The 16,241-nt window shown below is 70.7% G+C and carries 15 protein-coding genes; 10 read left to right on the top strand and 5 right to left on the bottom strand.

Going from position 1 to position 16,241, the window contains the following annotated elements:
* Positions 1–45: 45 nt before the first annotated feature.
* Positions 46–969: an NlpC/P60 family protein gene (locus ACFE76_RS05700; RefSeq protein WP_375430782.1), complete on the top strand. Its 924-nt coding sequence runs from the start codon at positions 46–48 to the stop codon at positions 967–969.
* An 18-nt stretch (positions 970–987) separates the two neighbouring features.
* Here ACFE76_RS05700 and ACFE76_RS05695 read toward each other — a convergent pair whose 3' ends face one another.
* Entirely contained in the window at positions 988–2,790 is a 1,803-nt protein-coding gene (locus tag ACFE76_RS05695; RefSeq protein WP_375430781.1) for an alkaline phosphatase D family protein, read from the bottom strand.
* Positions 2,791–2,965: 175 nt separating this feature from the next.
* Here ACFE76_RS05695 and ACFE76_RS05690 point away from each other — a divergent pair, with 175 nt between their 5' ends.
* The gene (locus ACFE76_RS05690) at positions 2,966–3,439 is read left to right on the top strand and encodes a GNAT family N-acetyltransferase (RefSeq protein WP_375430780.1); all 474 of its coding nucleotides are present in this window, start codon (positions 2,966–2,968) and stop codon (positions 3,437–3,439) included.
* Positions 3,440–3,459: 20 nt separating this feature from the next.
* Here ACFE76_RS05690 and ACFE76_RS05685 read toward each other — a convergent pair whose 3' ends face one another.
* Positions 3,460–3,939, bottom strand: coding sequence for a DUF309 domain-containing protein (locus ACFE76_RS05685; protein WP_375430779.1), 480 nt, complete (start codon positions 3,937–3,939; stop codon positions 3,460–3,462).
* A 340-nt stretch (positions 3,940–4,279) separates the two neighbouring features.
* Here ACFE76_RS05685 and ACFE76_RS05680 point away from each other — a divergent pair, with 340 nt between their 5' ends.
* The 4 genes from ACFE76_RS05680 to ACFE76_RS05665 all read left to right on the top strand — a co-directional run bounded on the left by ACFE76_RS05680 (position 4,280) and on the right by ACFE76_RS05665 (position 6,122).
* Positions 4,280–4,927: a hypothetical protein gene (locus tag ACFE76_RS05680; protein WP_375430778.1), complete on the top strand. Its 648-nt coding sequence runs from the start codon at positions 4,280–4,282 to the stop codon at positions 4,925–4,927.
* Positions 4,924–5,310: a hypothetical protein gene (locus ACFE76_RS05675; RefSeq protein WP_375430777.1), complete on the top strand. Its 387-nt coding sequence runs from the start codon at positions 4,924–4,926 to the stop codon at positions 5,308–5,310. Before ACFE76_RS05680 ends, ACFE76_RS05675 begins: the two co-directional genes overlap by 4 nt.
* Positions 5,311–5,386: 76 nt before the next feature.
* On the top strand, positions 5,387–5,611 hold the full coding sequence (locus tag ACFE76_RS05670; RefSeq protein ID WP_375430776.1) for a hypothetical protein: 225 nt from the start codon (positions 5,387–5,389) through the stop codon (positions 5,609–5,611).
* The gene (locus ACFE76_RS05665) at positions 5,604–6,122 is read left to right on the top strand and encodes a hypothetical protein (protein WP_375430775.1); all 519 of its coding nucleotides are present in this window, start codon (positions 5,604–5,606) and stop codon (positions 6,120–6,122) included. The genes ACFE76_RS05670 and ACFE76_RS05665 overlap by 8 nt, the downstream gene beginning before the upstream one ends.
* A 3-nt stretch (positions 6,123–6,125) precedes the next feature.
* On the opposite strand, the gene ACFE76_RS05660 is transcribed toward ACFE76_RS05665, so the two are convergent.
* The 3 genes from ACFE76_RS05660 to ACFE76_RS05650 all read right to left on the bottom strand — a co-directional run bounded on the left by ACFE76_RS05660 (position 6,126) and on the right by ACFE76_RS05650 (position 9,974).
* The gene (locus tag ACFE76_RS05660; RefSeq protein WP_375430774.1) at positions 6,126–7,448 is read right to left on the bottom strand and encodes an MFS transporter; all 1,323 of its coding nucleotides are present in this window, start codon (positions 7,446–7,448) and stop codon (positions 6,126–6,128) included.
* A 210-nt stretch (positions 7,449–7,658) separates the two neighbouring features.
* Entirely contained in the window at positions 7,659–9,038 is a 1,380-nt protein-coding gene (locus ACFE76_RS05655; protein WP_375430773.1) for an MFS transporter, read from the bottom strand.
* 60 nt (positions 9,039–9,098) lie between these two features.
* Positions 9,099–9,974 carry an aldo/keto reductase gene (locus ACFE76_RS05650; protein WP_375430772.1) on the bottom strand — a complete coding sequence of 292 codons (876 nt, stop codon included), beginning with the start codon at positions 9,972–9,974 and terminating at the stop codon, positions 9,099–9,101.
* Between the two features lie 137 nt (positions 9,975–10,111).
* Between ACFE76_RS05650 and ACFE76_RS05645 the strand changes: the two genes are divergently transcribed.
* The 4 genes from ACFE76_RS05645 to ACFE76_RS05630 all read left to right on the top strand — a co-directional run bounded on the left by ACFE76_RS05645 (position 10,112) and on the right by ACFE76_RS05630 (position 16,231).
* Entirely contained in the window at positions 10,112–13,117 is a 3,006-nt protein-coding gene (locus ACFE76_RS05645) for a fibronectin type III domain-containing protein (RefSeq protein WP_375430771.1), read from the top strand.
* Positions 13,118–13,236: 119 nt separating this feature from the next.
* The gene (locus tag ACFE76_RS05640) at positions 13,237–14,703 is read left to right on the top strand and encodes a DUF3375 domain-containing protein (protein ID WP_375430770.1); all 1,467 of its coding nucleotides are present in this window, start codon (positions 13,237–13,239) and stop codon (positions 14,701–14,703) included.
* On the top strand, positions 14,700–15,356 hold the full coding sequence (locus ACFE76_RS05635) for a DUF4194 domain-containing protein (RefSeq protein WP_375430769.1): 657 nt from the start codon (positions 14,700–14,702) through the stop codon (positions 15,354–15,356). Before ACFE76_RS05640 ends, ACFE76_RS05635 begins: the two co-directional genes overlap by 4 nt.
* The gene (locus tag ACFE76_RS05630) at positions 15,356–16,231 is read left to right on the top strand and encodes an ATP-binding protein (protein WP_375430768.1); all 876 of its coding nucleotides are present in this window, start codon (positions 15,356–15,358) and stop codon (positions 16,229–16,231) included. Before ACFE76_RS05635 ends, ACFE76_RS05630 begins: the two co-directional genes overlap by 1 nt.
* Positions 16,232–16,241: the final 10 nt, after the last annotated feature.

Genomic DNA, 16,241 nt, shown 5'->3' with positions numbered 1-16,241 from the left:
GTAACCACTGTGACTGCAGTGAATGCTGATGTTGACGGGAATAACGTGTTCAAACTCGTGCGGATAGTAGGGATGACCGGCGGCGTCGCGGTGTCCGGTGCGGTCGTCGTCGCTCTGACGGGCGGGACCGCTTTCGCCGCGTCGCCACCAGCCGTGGCCACCACGACGGTCAACATCCGCTCCGGTGCGGGCACGAGCCACCGGGTCGTCGGCGAGCTCGTCCGCGGCCAGCGGATCAGCGTGATCTCCCGCCCGAAGGCCGGCTGGGTCAAGGTCGACTTCGGCGGGTCGTCGGCCGCCATGGCCGCCCGCTACCTCAACCTGACCGGCACCGACCTGCCGTCTGCTCCGACGAGGATCCCCACCGCCGGGGTCAAGGTAGCGACCGAGACCCTCAACATCCGCACCGGACCCGGCAAGACCCGGAAGGTGGTCGGCACGCTGCGTGCCGGCAGCCGGATCTCCCTCACCGGCAAGCTCAGTCGCGGCTTTGCCCAGATCTCCTACGACGGGCACCTCCGTTGGGTCTCCATCACCTACCTGGCCAGTGGCACCGGTACCGCGTCCGGTGGAGGGTCGAGCGGCGGTGCGGGTGGTGGCACCTCCGTGAGCAGTGCCAGCAAGGGCAAGCGGGCTCTTGCCTTCGCCGAGTCCCAGCTCGGCAAGCCCTACCGCTACGGCGCCGTGGGCCCCAACAGCTACGACTGCTCCGGCCTGGTCCTGGCCGCCTGGAAGGCGGCCGGCGTCGCGCTGCCCCGGACCTCTCAGCAGCAGTACGCACAGGGCCACCGGATTGCCAAGTCCCAGCTGCGGGCCGGTGACCTCGTCTTCTTCTACGGTCAGCGCCCCAGCCACGTGGCGATGTACGTCGGCGACGGGATGGTCATCCACGCGCCCCGGCCGGGCAAGAAGGTGCAGTACATCAAGATGAGCTACATGCCCTACGCTGGCGCCGTCCGTCCCAGCTGAGACGGGCGGCGACGCGACCTAGCGGTGCCGGTGCACCGGGTGGTCGGCGCGTTCGCCGATCGGCTCGGTGGTGGCGCTCACCTGACGGCTGCCGGCGAGGGTCTGCCAGCTGCTGGCGTACGTCGGCTCCACCTCGGCGTCGATCCGGGGGTCGGGCCGCGCGACCGTCGGCAGCGGCGTCAGGTGATAGTCGGCCTGCACCCGCTCCGGCGTGACGTCGATGAGGGTGAACCCGTGCCCGACGCCGTCGAGGTAGCGGACCCACGGGTTCGTCGCCGTCACCGCGCCCGCCAGCTGAGCCGTGGTCGCGACGAGCTGCGGCGCCGGAACGTTCGGCTGAGCCGCCCGGACAGCCTCGTAGAAGCCGTCGCTGGTCACCGAGGGGCAGACGAACTCGACCCCGGCTGGGGTGTAGTCGGCTCCGTCGCGGTCAGCGGGCAGGTCCATCGCCCAGGAGGAGTGGATGTCACCGGTGAGCACGACGGCGTCGCCCGCCCGGCGCGGCTGAGCCGCCAGGTGGGAGAGCAGCGCGGTCTGGTCGGCCTGGTAGCCGTCCCACTGGTCGGAGTTCAGCAGCCTCTGGTCGGCCGGCGCCCCGAACACCGCCCCGGGGAAGCGGACGGGGGTCAGGATGACCTGGTTGCCGATCAGGTGCCAGCGCCGCGAGGTGTGCTCGACGCCCCGCTTGAGCCACTCCAGCTGCTCAGGCTCGGGCAGGTGCCGGGACGGGTCGGCCAGCTGCGCGTCCACCTCGGCGATGCCGGCCGGGATGAAGCCGCCGCCGGGGACCGAGCCCGGGCCGACGCCGATCTGCGCGCTCCGGTTCTGGCGGGTCTCCAGCACCGACAGGTCGGCCAGGTCGCCGAAGGTGAAGCGACGGAAGAAGCGGATGCCCCGGTGCGGGACCCGCTGCTGCTCGGGCAGCCGGAACGGCATCCACTCCAGGTAGGCCTCGTACGCCTGCCGACGACGGCGCAGGAAGGCACCCTCGGTGCCCGGTGTGTGGTTCTCCGCTCCGGACTTCCAGGCGTTGTTGGCCACCTCGTGGTCGTCAAAGATCGTGATCCACGGGTGCCGGCGGTGGGCGGCCTGCAGGTCGGGGTCGGCCTTGTGCAGGGCGTGCCGCAGTCGGTAGCCCTCCAGGTCGATGGTCTCGGTGTCCGGGACGGCGTCGCGACGGCCGACCAGGTCGATGGGGCCGTAGCGGTCTGCGCCGTTGCCGTACTCGTAGATGTAGTCGCCGACGTGCAGGACGAAGTCGAGGTCGTCGCGCTTGCCGAGCGCCCGGTAGGCCCCGAAGTAGCCGCCGGTGTAGTTGCTGCAGGAGACCAGCGCGAACCGGAGCGCGTGCGTCCGGTGCCGGGTGTCGGGCGCGGTCTGGGTGCGGCCGACGGCACTGACGTCGCCAGCGGCGCGAAAGCGGTAGTAGTAGCGCGTGTACGGGTTGAGGCCGTTGATGTCGACCTTCACCGTGTGGTCGCTGCGCGGGCTGGTGACCACGACGCCCTGGTCGACGACGCGGGAGAAGTCGCGGTCGCGGGCGATCTGCCAGTGCACCCGCAGCGGGGCGCCGCGGCCGCTGCCGGGCGTGGCGACCGGTTCACCCCGGTGGGCCGGCGGGGTCGCGCGGGTCCAGATCACGACGCTGTCCCCGGTCGGGTCGCCGCTCGCCACGCCGTAGCCGAAGACGCCGCGGTGGGCGGGAGCGGCAGCCGCCTCCTCGTCGAAGGTGCGGAAGACCGACGAGCCGGCGGCCGCCGCCGCCGCGATCGCCGCGCCCTTGAGGACCGCGCGACGGCTGGGAGCGAGGGAAGTGGTCACAGCCGCCAGCCTGTCCGGCTGACGTGAACGCCGCATGGCCGCGGGACGAACGACGCACCACGACACTCACGACACTTTCGGTACGTGCGACCCCTGTGCCCGTCAGACGGCACGGCATGGCCTGTTCGCCGCGCGCTGGGTTCCGCGGGCGGCGAGGGCCTGTCACCATGAACCCGTGAGCTGGCTTCCGAGCGCCTGGCAGCATCCGGTCCGCGTCGAGCTGACCCCGCAGCACCACCTGCGACCGATCCGGGCCGCCGACGTCGACCTGGACATGCCCGCGGTGATGGGGTCGCAGCAGCGGCTGTGGTCGATCTACGGCGCGGCCTGGGGCTGGCCGCCGCCCACGATGACCCGGGAACAGGACGAAGAGGACCTGCAACGGCACGCCGACGAGATCGAGGCGCACGAGTCGTTCAACTACGCCGTCTTCGACGAAGCGGAGTCCGTGCTGATCGGCTGTGTGTACGTCGACCCGACCGAGCTGCCCGGCTTTGACGCCGAGATCTCGTGGTGGGTGCGCGAGGAGTACGTCGGCACTGCGGTGGCGGCTGCGCTCGACGCACTGGTCCCGCGCTGGATCACCGAGGACTGGCCGCTTGAGCACCCGCGGCTGGGTCCGCCGTCAGCACCTTCGGTCGACGGGTAGCCGTTCCCCGGCACGAGGGCTCAGGCGTCGGCGGTACGGAGCCGCGGCGGCGCGGGGGTGGACAGAGAAGCCGCGGCCAGCCCGGCCAGCACGTCGTCGGCCCAACGGGTGAGGCCGTCGACGTCGATGTCGTACGGTGGTCGGTCGGCGTAGTCCGCGAGCCGGCGCCGCGCCCGCTGCAGCAGGGTCGTCGCGCCGGCCGCGTTCCCGCGCAACAGATGGGTGTAGCCGACCGCGAGCTGGGCCAGCCCCTGCCAGAGGTCGCGCTCGGCCGGCGCCGCCGCCTTCCAGGTGCCCTCGAGGATCTCGTGCGCATGGAACGGCAGCCCGTCGTCCAGCAGCCGCTGGGCCTCGGCCAGCGAGGGCAGCGGCGGCAGCACCAGCTCGTCGGGGATCCGCGCCACCCCCTCGGCGCCGCGCGGCAACGGTCGGCCGAGCGCGTCGCGGGGCCGGGCGTTCCGGGCCCGACCCTGGTCGTCGCGTTCGCGGGGTACGGTCACCCGACCATCCTCCTCGCACCCTTGACGGGACGGGTGGCGCTTACGATGAGGCCACGGCTCGAGGCGGGGGGTAGGGCGCCGATGTACTGCTCCAACTGCGGGACGCAGGCGACCGATCCGCAGGCGCGGTTCTGCCGCGGCTGCGGCCTGCCGACCTTGGTCTCGACGCCCCCGGACGACTATGGGGTCGGCGTTACCGGACCTGTGCCCCGCTGCGGCGGTGGAACCGGCTGAGGTTGGTCCGGGCAAGGACGAGTCTGCGAATGGAGAGCCGACCGAGGTGGAGTCGGGTTCGGACGAGCCGGCTGAGGTTGAGCCGAACGGGGACGACCGTGCGGAGGTGAACGCGGCTCAGGAAGAACCGGCGGAAGCGGACGAGAAGCTGCTCGACCAGGAACCGCCGGAGGTTTCCGACACGCATGCGGAAGGGGTCTTTGGGGAGGACCGAGCACCGCACGAGGCCTTGCCTCGCCAGCCCGGTGAGGACATGCCGCAGGATCTGCCGCCCGAAGGCCTGCGTCCGGATCTTGCCCGCTACCTCGACGAGAGCGAGGTGACTCCCGCCGGTCGTGCCTACTACGAGCCGGGTGACGACCGCATGGTCGACGCCGCTGCCCAGGTACCGCCTGACGAGGGCAGTTACACCGTTGACATGCATCGCGACACCGACTATGTCTACATCGGTAGCGATCAGCTCAGCCCGGACGATCTCGCGACTATGCTCGAGCATGACTCACGCTATGAAGGTGGCCCGATCCGGCTTTTCGCCTGCGACACGGGCCAGACGGCCGACGGGTTCGCCCAGCAGCTGTCGAACCGGATGAGCGTTCCGGTGCTCGCTCCCACCGAGTTGGCTTGGTCCGGCCCGGACGGGATCTTTGTCACCTCAGCGTCGGGAGTGAATATCTTCGGCGAGCCGATACCAACGGAGCCGCATGACGGTGAGTGGCGGCTGTTCATGCCAGACGAAGGGAGGAAGCGTCGATGACCATGCGTCGCGCTCGACTGTTCGATGGCGTCGGCGAGGACGGTCAGCCGTACTTTGCGGAGGACCGCACGCGTGTCGACGATGCGGAGCTGAGGTCGATGCTCAGCAGGTTCCTCAGCGGTGGGACCTTCGTGCGGAGGACCACCTTTCGGGACATCGATCGGTTAGATCCGACCCGGGGCAAAGTAGTGCCGACGTCCACCGTCACAGACGGCGAATGGATCTGGAACGCGGGCCTCGAGTATTACCTTGAAGTGCACGGAATCGCGCCCGAACCCGATTTCGTGGAGTACATCAGCGCAAAGCACTACCACGCAGTGAAGCCTGGCGAGTCGGGCCTTCGGGCGGCGCTCGAGGTGTTGCAGGACAGGGCGCGCGCCTGAGGGATCGCTGGCCGTCGACGTCCGGGAGGGCACTGATGGGTGACACCGTCCTGCTGGTGGGGACCAAGAAGGGGCGGTGGATCGGGCCCTGCGGGAGTCGATGCCCTTCGAGGAGGGCTCCCGGACGGTTGTTGGCCGGGATGCGGGACGCCATGACCACCGACCAGGCGACCAGGCCGGTCTCTACGTCGGTGCCCGGGACGGCACGATCTCCACCAGCCTGGACGACGGCGACTGCTCGACCCAGATCGCCGCGCACCTGCCCGACGTGCTCACCGTCCGGGCGGCCGTCCGTGCCTGAGCGGCTCCCGTCACCGGTCGCACCACTGGTGGTCGGACTCCTGGTCGCGGTCCTCGGGCTGCTGCTCTGGTCGGCGCCCCTCCGCCCCGCTCTGGCCTACGCGTCCTGCGCCAGCGGCAGCCCGTCCGGGTCCCCGTACGCCTTCACCGGCATCGTGACCGCGACCGACTGGCAGGGCCGGCTGGCGACGGTCCGCACCGACGCGGGGCAGACGGTCACGGTCCGCGGCACTCCTGGCGGCAAGAACTCGGCGACCTCGGTGGACCGCAGCTATGAGGTCGGCGGCCGCTACGAATTCCACCCGGTGAACGCCTCGTCGCCGTACGAGGACAACGACTGCACGGCCACCCGGCTGCTCGGTCGGGTAGCGGTGCCGCCGCCGGCCGAAGGTCAGCCAACCGCCGGGGGTCAGCCGAAGGGGCCGGGACTGATCGCCATCGGCGTCCTGGTGCTGGCGATCGGGGTGTACATCGGGCGCCGCGGGATCCCGGGACGAGCGCCGGGCCGCTGACCGTCAACGGGCGATGGCTTCGAGCTCCTGCCCCGGCTTGATGTTGGGCAGCAGCAGGGTGCTCACGCCCTGGGCAAAGCCGAGGACCACACCGATGACCACCCAGGCGACGGTGAAGTTCGTGCTGCTGACCAGGATCGTCCAGAGCAGGCTGCCGATCATCAGGCCGCCGACGAACATCGAGCTCATCCAGCCGATCGCCAGCCCGCGGACCCGGGTGGGGAAGCTCTCGGCCTGGTAGGAGTAGCCGGCGCCCGACCAGGTCCCGTTCGTGGCCTGGAAGGCGAGGAAGTAGAGGACGGCGATCGCGGTGTGGTTGGTGGTGAGCAGCAGCAACAGGTTGAGCGGGCCGACGAGCAGACCGGTGACCAGCAGCACGTTGCGGCGGCCGAAGCGCTCCCCGAGCAGCCCGCCCAGCAGGTAGAACAGGTAGCCGATCCCGCCGGAGACCAGCAGCAGGGTGGCCACCTGGGTCTCGCTCCAGCCCTTCTCGCTCGTCAGCCAGACGGTGATGTAGGTGTTCACGGCGACGAACGCCGAGGCGTACAGCAGCCAGACGACGCTGAGCCGCACGAGGGTGTTGCGGACCGGTCCGGGGGTGGCGAACAGGCTGCGGATCGATCCGCGTTCAAGGTCCTCGACGTCGACCGGGAACTGCTCCTCGAGCTGGGCGATCCGGCGGGTGTCGTGGGCGGCGACCGCCTCGCGCATCGCCTTCAGGTGCACGAACCGTTCGGACTCGCGGATCTTGCTGCGGCCGATGGCGACCACCGCCAGCGGCACGACGCCCCAGAGGAAGACGGTGCGCCAGCCGTGCGAGGCCGCCACCAGGAGGTAGACCCCGGAGGCGAGAAACACCCCGAGCGGGTATCCGCCCTGGACGACGCTGTAGAGCAGTCCGCGGCGCTTGGCCGGCATCTGTTCGTTGACCAGGGTGATCGAGACGGCCAGCTCGGCTTGGGCAAAGCCGGAGGCGAGCGAGCGGACGAGCGCGAGCTGCCAGTAGTTCTGGACGAAGAAGGTGAGCCCGGTGAACAGCGCCGCCATCGCCAGGCAGAACATCCACATCCACTTGCGGCCCTTCTGGTCCATCCCGTAGCCGATGAACAGGGCGATCACGAACTCGGCGGAAAAGACGATGAACCCGAGCAGGCCGATCTTGCCGTCGGACAGTCCGAGGTCGCGCTGGATGTCGGGCAGGGTCAGCACCAGCAGGTTGGTGTCGTAGCTGGCGAGCGCCCAGCCGGCGACCGCCACGACGATCAGGTACGTCAGGTAGCGGCGGTCGTTCGTGGTCGTCGGCGACGCCGAGACGTCAGCAGTCATTGGGTTTCCTCCCACCAGGCCGGACGGCGGAGGCCGGCTCCTGTGCTGAACATAACCCGGCTTTGCGCCGCGCGGAGCCGGGGTCGGCCTATTCGAGGAGTCGATATCGATCAACGGTCCTCGCGCAGCTCGTCCAGGATCTCGGCCGTGCTCTGGCTGACTCGCGGCCCCCAAGGTAGAGCGCACGTACTTCGGCCCCGATGCCCCGACTCAGGCGAGGTCGACCCCGCGGGTCTCCTTGAAGAAGAAGACCGCGACGGTGGAGACGACGGCGGCGGTGACGGCCCAGAGCGAGGCGTTCGGCGGGAAGCCGGTGGCGGCTACCAGACCGCCGGCGATCAGCGGCGCGAAGCCGCCGAAGACGGCCGAGGCCACGTTGTAGGAGGTGCTGAGCCCGGCGACCCGGACCCGGGCGGGGAACAGCTCGACCAGCACCACAGGCAGGCAGCCGAGGAACAGCGCGACCGACGCCGCAAGCACGCACTGCACCGCCACGGTGACCGCCAGGCTGTCGGCCCGGGAGGCCAGGGTGATCAGCGGGTAGGACAGCACCAGCACCAGGAAGCAGCTGATCATCATGCCCGGCTTGCGACCGATGCGGTCGGACAGGTTGCCGGAGGTGAGCACGACGGCGATCACGATCACGCTGGCCAGCGCGTTGGAGAAGAGCGCCGCACCGGCGCCGACGGGCTGACCGTTGTTGGTCGTGTACTGCGTCACGAACGAGGGAAAATAGCTGGTGAACGTGTAGACCGCCGCGGACTGCATGCCGACCAGGCAGAACGTGAACGCGAGCCGCTTGGTGAGCGCAGCCTTGGTCGTCGGCATCGACGGCGCGACCCCCGAGGTCACGTCTGGGGTCTTGACGTCCTCGATGGAGCGTTCCGCCTGCGCGGCCTCGGCCCGGAAGATCGGCGTCTCCTCGGCCCGGAGCCGGACGGGGATAGCGATCAGAGCCAGCACGCCACCGATGGCGAACGGGATCCGCCAGCCCCAGTCGCCCATGGTGTCTGAGCCCAGGCCGGCGGTCAGCGCCGCGATGACCAGCGACCCGACGAGAGTGCCGACGAAGATCGTGGCCGTGTGCACGCTGCCCAGCAGCCCGCGCTTCCTGGTGGGCGCCCACTCGACCAGGAACGAGGCGGCGCCGCCCCACTCCCCGCCCGCGGCGACGCCCTGCAGCAGTCGGCAGAGCACCAGCAGGATCGGCGCGGCGAGACCGATGGCCGCCTGGTCGGGCAACAGGGCCACGGCGAACGTCGACGCGCCCATCAGCGTGATCGAGAGCAGCAGCGCCGGCTTGCGGCCCTTGCGGTCGCCGTACAACCCGATCAGCAGGCCGCCGAGCGGCCGGGCCAGGAAGCCCACGCCGAACGTCGCAAAGGCCAGCAGCAACGGGGTGTTGCTGCCATCGGCCCCACCGACGGTGAAGAAGTGCTTCGCGATGATCATGGCCAGCAGCCCGTAGGTGGTGAAGTCGAACCACTCGACGAGGTTGCCGAACGACGCGGCGAGCACCACCGTCCGGATCTGCTGGCGGGTGGGGGCGCCGAGCTCACCGGAGGTGACGTCGGGTACGGCTTGGCTCATCTGGTCACTCCATCGGGACCTGCCCTACACGGGCTCACGGACGGACTCATGGGTTCTGGGTCAGCGGATCTGGGTCATGGCGAAGGTGGCGGGGTCGCCACCGATCCGGGCGTCGGAGTCGAGGGCAGTGATCGCCTGCAGCTCCTCCTCGCTCAGCCGGAGGGAGGCGGCGGCCAGGTTCTCCGCCATCCGCTCGCGGCGCGAGGACTTGGGGATGACGATGTAGCCGCGCTGCAGGTGCCAGGCGAGGATCACCTGGGCCGGGCTGGCGTCGTGCGCCGCCGCGGCCGCGACGACCGGCTCGGCGTCCAGGTCGGCACCCTGGCCGAGCGGAGAGTACGCCTCGACGGTCGCGCCCGCCGCCAGGCTCGCCTCGATGACGTGCGGCTGCTGGAACGTCGGGTGCAGCTCGATCTGGTTGACGGCGGGACGCAGCGGGCTGACCGCCGCGATCGCGTCCAGGTGCTCGGGCAGGAAGTTCGAGACGCCGACCGACCGGACGCGGCCGTCGGCGGCGAGCTCGGTGAGGGCGCGCCAGCTGTCGACGAACAAGCCAGCCGAGGGGTAGGGCCAGTGGATGAGGTAGAGGTCGAGCCGGTCGACGCCGAGCCGCTCGCAGGTGTCGGCGTAGGCGCGGAAGGCCGAGTCGTAGCCCTGGTCGCCGTTGCGCAGCTTGGAGGTCACGAAGATCTCCTCGCGCGGTACGCCGCTGGCCTTGATCGCGGCCCCCACCCCGGTCTCGTTGACGTACGCGGCCGCGGTGTCGATGTGGCGGTAGCCGATCTCGAGCGCGTCTTCGACGACCCGCTGCGCCTCGTCCGGCGGGACCTGGAAGACGCCCAACCCGATCTGCGCCAGGTGCACCCCGGGGGCGATCTGGATCAGGGCGACGTCGGCGGCTGAGGAGCCGTCCGCGCTGGTCGTCTGCGTGTTCATGGTCCGTCCTCGGCTTCGTCGCTCGCTGGTGTTCGCCCACCCTCTACCCAGATCTTCGGCGGGCAATCGCGGGCCCTATCGGCGGGGGGTCCGCACCCGCCATAGTGGGGAGTCGCGCCCCCGATCGAGGAGTTCCCGTGCGTCTGCTCCGTCCGCTGCTCGCCGCGTCGCTGATCGCGACGGCCCTGACCGCGGTCGCTCCCGAAGCGCGGGCCGCGGTACCGGCCGGCTTCACCGACTCAGCGGTCGCGGCCGTCCCGTCGCCGACCGCGCTGGCCGAGACGCCGGACGGTCGGTTGCTCGTCGCCTCGCAGACCGGGCAGGTGCGGGTGATCAAGAACGGCGCCCTGCTGCCCACGCCAGCGCTCGACCTGTCCGCGAAGATCTGCACCAACGCCGAGCGCGGGGTGCTCGGGATCGCGGCCGACCCGGACCCGGCCAGCCGTACGGTCTACGTCTTCTACACCGCCCTCGGCAGCGACGCGACCTGCCCGGTCGCCGAGGGAACCCCGACCAGCGCCGGGGCCCCGCGCAACCGGGTGTCGCGGTTCACCATGACCGGCGACGTGATCGACCCGGCGAGCGAGGTCCAGCTGCTGAACGGCATCTACTCCACCGCCGGCTACCACAACGCCGGCGACCTGCACGTCGGCCACGACGGCTATCTCTACGTCACCACCGGCGACGGCGGGTGCGACTATCACGGGGACGCCAGCCACGCCGGCGGCAGCGGGTGCGGCGGCGACAACGACACCAGCCGTGACCGGAACGTCCTCAACGGCAAGGTGCTGCGGATCACCACCAGCGGCGGGATCCCGGCCGACAACCCGTTCGTCGGCAGCGGGACCGCCCGCTGCAACACCGCTCCCGCCGCGGCAGGCGTGACCTGCCAGGAGGCGTACGCGGTCGGGCTGCGCAACCCGTTCCGCTTTGCCTTCGACCCGAACGCCACCGGCACGAGCTTCCGGGTCAACGACGTCGGCCAGAACGTGTGGGAGGAGGTCGACCAGGGCGCCCGCGGGGCCGACTACGGCTGGAACAGTCGTGAGGGGCACTGTCAGCGGACGAACTCCGAGACCAGCTGCGGCACGCCGACCCCGGCCGGTCTGACCGACCCGGTCTATGACTATCCGCACTCCACCACCGTCGGCGGGACGACGTGCGGCTCGATCACCGGCGGCGCGTACGTGCCGAACGGCGTCTGGCCGGCCGCCTACACCGGCGCGTACCTGTTCAGCGACTACGTCTGCGGGACGATCTTCAGCCTGAGCCCCACCAAGGTCAAGACCACGCTGGTCAGCGGGCTCGGCGTGAGCAGCGCCGTGGCCCTGACCTTCGCTCGCGATGGCGCCACCCAGTCGCTCTACTACACCAGCTACGCCGGCGGCGGCGAGGTGCGCAAGCTCGCCGCGACCGGCACCGCCAACCGGGCGCCGGTCGCCCGGGTGTCGGCGTCTCCGACGTCGGGGGCGGTGCCGCTGGCGGTGACGCTCGACGGTTCGGCGTCCTCCGACGCGGACGGAAACGCGCTGAGCTACACCTGGGCGTTCGGCGACGGCACCGCGAACGCGACCACGACGACCGCGAAGGTCAGCCACAGCTATGCGCGGGCCGGGCGCTTGACGGCGACCCTGACCGTCCGGGACCCGGCCGGACTGACGTCGACGGCGTCGGTGGTGGTGAACCCCGGTGACACCGCGCCGGTCGTCACGATCACCGCACCGACCGCGGGACAGAAGTTCGTCGTGGGTGGCGCCTACCGGCTGACCGGGACGGCGACCGACGCTCAGGACGGGACGCTGCCGGCGTCGGCGCTGAGCTGGACCGTGCTGCGGCACCACGAGACCCACACCCACCCCTATCTCGGGCCGGTGAGCGGGAACGACGTCGCGCTGGCCGGGCCGGCGCCCGAAGACCTGGACGCGGCGGCCGACAGCTATCTCGAGATCCGGCTCAGCGCGACCGACTCAGCCGGGGTCACCACGACCGTGAGCCGGACGTTCAACCCCGTCACGGTCGCGGTCACCCTCGCCAGCGCGCCGACCGGTGCGACGGTCACCGTCCAGGGCCAGACGGTGACCGCACCGACGACGATCACCTCCTGGCAGAACTGGGCACTGCGGGTCTCGGTACCGTTCCAGCAGCTGGGCGGCCAGCCGTACGGGTTTGAGTGGTGGTCCGACCACGGCGCGGTCACCCACGACTACGTGACGCCCGCCGCTGCCGCGACGCTCACCGCCAACCTCGCTCCGGCGCCGTCCGTGCCGCTCGCGGTGACCGCCCGGCAGAGCGCGGCCGGGGCGGCGACGATCAGCTGGTCGCCGCCGAGCGCGCCCGGGAAGTCGGCCGTCACCGGCTACCGGGTGACCCGCGACGGCGTCGACAGCGCAGGGGAGGGGGCGTACACGACCACCGTCGCCGCGAGCGCTCGCAGCTTCACGCTGACCCGGCTCGTCCCGGGGCGGATCTACACGTTGACCGTCGCGGCGGTGAACGCCCAGGGGGCGGGGGTGGTGGCGCCGGTTCGAGTGACGGTGCTGGGTCCGGGCCTGGCGCTGGCTCCCACCAGCGTGTCCGTCCGGCCGACCGATCCCGGGGTGGCCAGCATCAGCTGGTCGCCGCCGACGTCGGGCTCCTCGGCGGTGACGGGCTACCGGGTCTCGCGTGACGGCACCGACGAGAAAGGCGTCGGGGCGTACAGCACGGTGGTCTCCGCGGCAACGCGGACCTTCAGCATGACGGCGCTCGTGCCGGGCCGTACGTACACGCTGACCGTGCAGGCCGTCACCGCCGCCGGGGTCGGTGCACCGGTGAGCAGCGGTGTCGTGCCCAGCTCGTTCAGCACGATCTCGGCTCCCTCGTCGGTGGCGGTACGTCAGCCAGCCGCCGGCCAGGCGACGATCAGCTGGAACGTCCCGATCATCGGCGGCGGCAAGACCGTCACCGGCTACCGCGTCTCCCGCGACGGCACCGACAGCGTCGGAGTGGGCGCGTACACCACCGTCGTACCCGCCTCAGCGCGGAGCTTCACGATGACCAGCCTCGCCGCGGGGCAGCCCTACACGCTGAGCGTCCAGGCTGTCACCAGCACCGGTGAGACCACTCCAGTGAGTCGAGCAGCGGTCTGGGTGCTCGGGCAGTGAAATAGCTTGCGACATGGTGCCGCGTACTCGCGGCACCATGTCGCAACTTATGGGGTCGCAGCATCTCGTGGGCGGCTTAGAATCTCCGGACGCACCGATCACGCGAGGGGGCCCGGGGAGTGCACTACGACGAGCTGGCCCAGCTGCAGGCGCACCACGGGGCCTGGGGTCTGCTGCGGGCCTCGCACGCGCCGCTGGTGCTGTCCTTCCTGGGCCGGGTGTTCGTCGACGGGAACGCTGGCGCCCAGCCTGCGTCGGTCCTGGCCGGACTCCTCGACGACGAGCTGTACGCCCTGCGGCAACGGCTGGGCGAGGACGCCTTCCCCCGGCAGCCGACGGCTTACCTCGACGAGTGGGCGGCGCCGGAGAAGGCCTGGCTGCGCAAGTTCTTTCCGCCCGGTAGCGACGAGGCCCACTACGACGTGACGCCGGCGGTGGAGAAGGCGCGGCTGTGGGTCCAGGACCTGCAGGCGCGCGAGTTCGTCGGTACCGAGTCACGGCTCAACACCTTGTTCGAGCTGCTCCGCCAGATGGTCTTCGGCGCGGACGAGGATCCGGCGAGCCGGCTGCAGGAGCTGCACCGACGCCGCGCCGACCTCGACGACGAGATTGCCCGGGCCGAACGCGGCGAGGTCGAGCTGCTCGACTCGCTCAGCCAGCGGGACCGTTACTACCAGTTCTCGCGCAACGCCCGCGAGCTGCTGGCCGACCTGCGTGAGGTCGAGGAGAACTTTCGGGCCCTCGACCGCAACCTGCGGGTGCAGATCGCGGGCTGGAGCGGTTCCAAGGGCGAGCTGCTCGACGAAGTGCTCGGTAGCCGCAGCTCGATCGCCGACTCCGACCAGGGCCGTAGTTTCCAAGCCCTGCACGAGTTCCTGCTCTCGTCCTCGCGCCAGGCCGAGCTGTCGGACCTGCTCGGCCGGCTGGGCGCGGTCGAGGCGCTCGCGCTCGAGGCGGGCCGGCTCGGTCACGTCCACTTCGACTGGATCGACGCCGGCGAGCGTACCCAGGGCACCGTCCGGCTGCTGTCGGAGCAGCTGCGGCGCTTCCTGGATGACCAGGTCTGGCTGGAGAACCGTCGGGTCTTCGACCTGCTGCGCAGCATCGAGTCCCGGGCTCTGGACCTGCGCGAAGAGCCCACCGGCGGGCTCCGGATGGAGCTTGCCGACACCGCCGCGACGCTCAACCTGCCGTTCGAGCGACCGCTCTACACCCCACCGACCCCGGTCGTGCTGCGCTCTGAGGGGCTCGAGGCGGGCCAGGAGGACTTCGACGCGTCCATCCTGCTCGACCAGGTCCACCTCGACGTGGAGGAGCTGAGCCGCACGGTCCGGCAGGCCCTCGCCGCGCAACGGCAGGTCGACCTCGACGAGGTGGTCGCCGAACGCCCGCTACGCCAGGGGCTGGCCGAGCTGGTCGGCTACCTGTCCCTGCAACACCCGCAGTTCGAGGTCGTCTTCGATCCCTTCAGCCGGCGGCTCATCGAGTGGACCGCTGGCGACGACGACGGCGAGGTCACCCGGGTCGCTGACGCTCCTGCGGTGACGTTCGCCCGCCGCTCGGCCGAACCAGGGACCGCACCGTGAGCGCCGACGCGTCGTCACCGCCCGACCTGGGCGCCGTGGTGGTGCCGCTGCTCAAGGGCCCGCTCTACCGCGACACCCACGAGCTGCTGTGGCCCCAGCTCTTGGCCTTGCGCGCCCAGGTGAGCGACTACGTCGCCGTCCTCGGGCTGACCTGCCAGGTCGACGAGGCCGAGGGCTACGCCTACCTACGCGGCCGTGAGGACGACGCGGACGAGACCGGGCCGCGGCTGGTCGCGCGCCGGTCGCTGTCCTTCCACGTCAGCCTGTTGCTGGCGTTGCTGCGCAAGAAGCTGGCCGAGTTCGACGCCGCCAACGCCGACACCCGGCTGGTGCTGGAGCGGGACTACATCGTCGAGATGGTGCGGCTCTTCCTGCCGGCGACGAGCAACGAGGCCCGGCTGGTCACCAACATCGACAGCTACCTCACCAAGGTCGTCGAGCTCGGCTTCCTCCGCCGGCTGCGCGGCTCGGCCACCCAGTTCGAGGTGCGCCGGATCCTCAAGGCCTACGTCGACGCACAGTGGCTGGCCGACTTCGACGCGCGGCTGGCCGCGTACACGGATGAGCTGGCGGGCCCGGACTCAACCGACTTGTCAGCGTCAGTGGCTGCTCTGGCGACCACTGACGCTGACAAGTCGGGGGAGGGTGAGTGATGGAGGGGCTCTTCGGACTTGCCGAGCTGGAGGACCCGGCCTCGGACCGGCTGCCCGGTACCCGGCTGCAGCGGCTGGAGATCTACAACTGGGGCACGTTCAACTCCGTGGTCTGGCAGCTGGAGGTGGGAGGCCGCAACGCCTTGCTGACCGGGGACATCGGCTCGGGCAAGTCGACCCTGGTCGACGCGGTGACCACCCTGCTGCTGCCGACGCAGCGGATCTCCTACAACAAGGCGGCTGGCGCCGAGACCCGCGAGCGGGACCTGCGCTCGTACGTGCTCGGCCACTACAAGTCCGAGCGCAACGAGACGACCGGTGCCTCGCGGCCGGTGGCGCTGCGCGACGCCGGTGACTACTCGGTGATCCTCGGCGTCTTCGGCAACGCCGACTACGACTCGACGGTGACCCTGGCGCAGGTGTTCTGGACCAAGGACACGGCACGTCAGCCGGAACGCTTCTTCGTCGCCGCCGATGGTGACCTGAGCGTGGCCGCGGACTTCTCCGGCTTCGGCTCCGACATCGCGACGCTTCGCCGGCGGCTGCGGGACCGCGGCATCACACCCGTCAACGGCTTCCCCGAGTACGGCCGGGAGTTCCGGCGCCGGCTCGGCGTCGAGTCCGAGCAGGCGCTCGACCTCTTCCTGCAGACCGTCTCGATGAAGGCGGTGGACAACCTCAACGACTTCGTCCGGCAGCACATGCTGGAACCGTTCGACGTCAGCCGCCACCTCAAGGACCTGGTCGCTCACTTCGACGACCTGACTCGCGCCCACACGGCCGTGCTGCGGGCCCGGGCCCAGCTCGAGCTGCTCGTGCCGCTGGTGGCCGACCTCGACGCGTACGCCACGCTGCAGCAGACCTGGCCGAGCTGACCGAGCAGCG

The sequence above is a fragment of the uncultured Friedmanniella sp. genome (genome assembly GCF_964244005.1).
GTDB lineage: Bacteria > Actinomycetota > Actinomycetes > Propionibacteriales > Propionibacteriaceae > Microlunatus.
The sequence above is the reverse complement of the archived record's forward strand: the minus strand, read 5'-3'. Positions and strand labels throughout refer to the sequence as shown.

Bases quoted from the DNA above. Each gene is read 5' to 3' on its own strand.
- ACFE76_RS05675 (WP_375430777.1), top strand. From the start codon at position 4,924: ATGACCATGCGTCGCGCTCGACTGTTCGATGGCGTCGGCGAGGACGGT.
- ACFE76_RS05660 (WP_375430774.1), bottom strand. From the start codon at position 7,448: ATGACTGCTGACGTCTCGGCGTCGCCGACGACCACGAACGACCGCCGC.
- ACFE76_RS05655 (WP_375430773.1), bottom strand. From the start codon at position 9,038: ATGAGCCAAGCCGTACCCGACGTCACCTCCGGTGAGCTCGGCGCCCCC.
- ACFE76_RS05650 (WP_375430772.1), bottom strand. From the start codon at position 9,974: ATGAACACGCAGACGACCAGCGCGGACGGCTCCTCAGCCGCCGACGTC.
- ACFE76_RS05630 (WP_375430768.1), top strand. From the start codon at position 15,356: ATGGAGGGGCTCTTCGGACTTGCCGAGCTGGAGGACCCGGCCTCGGAC.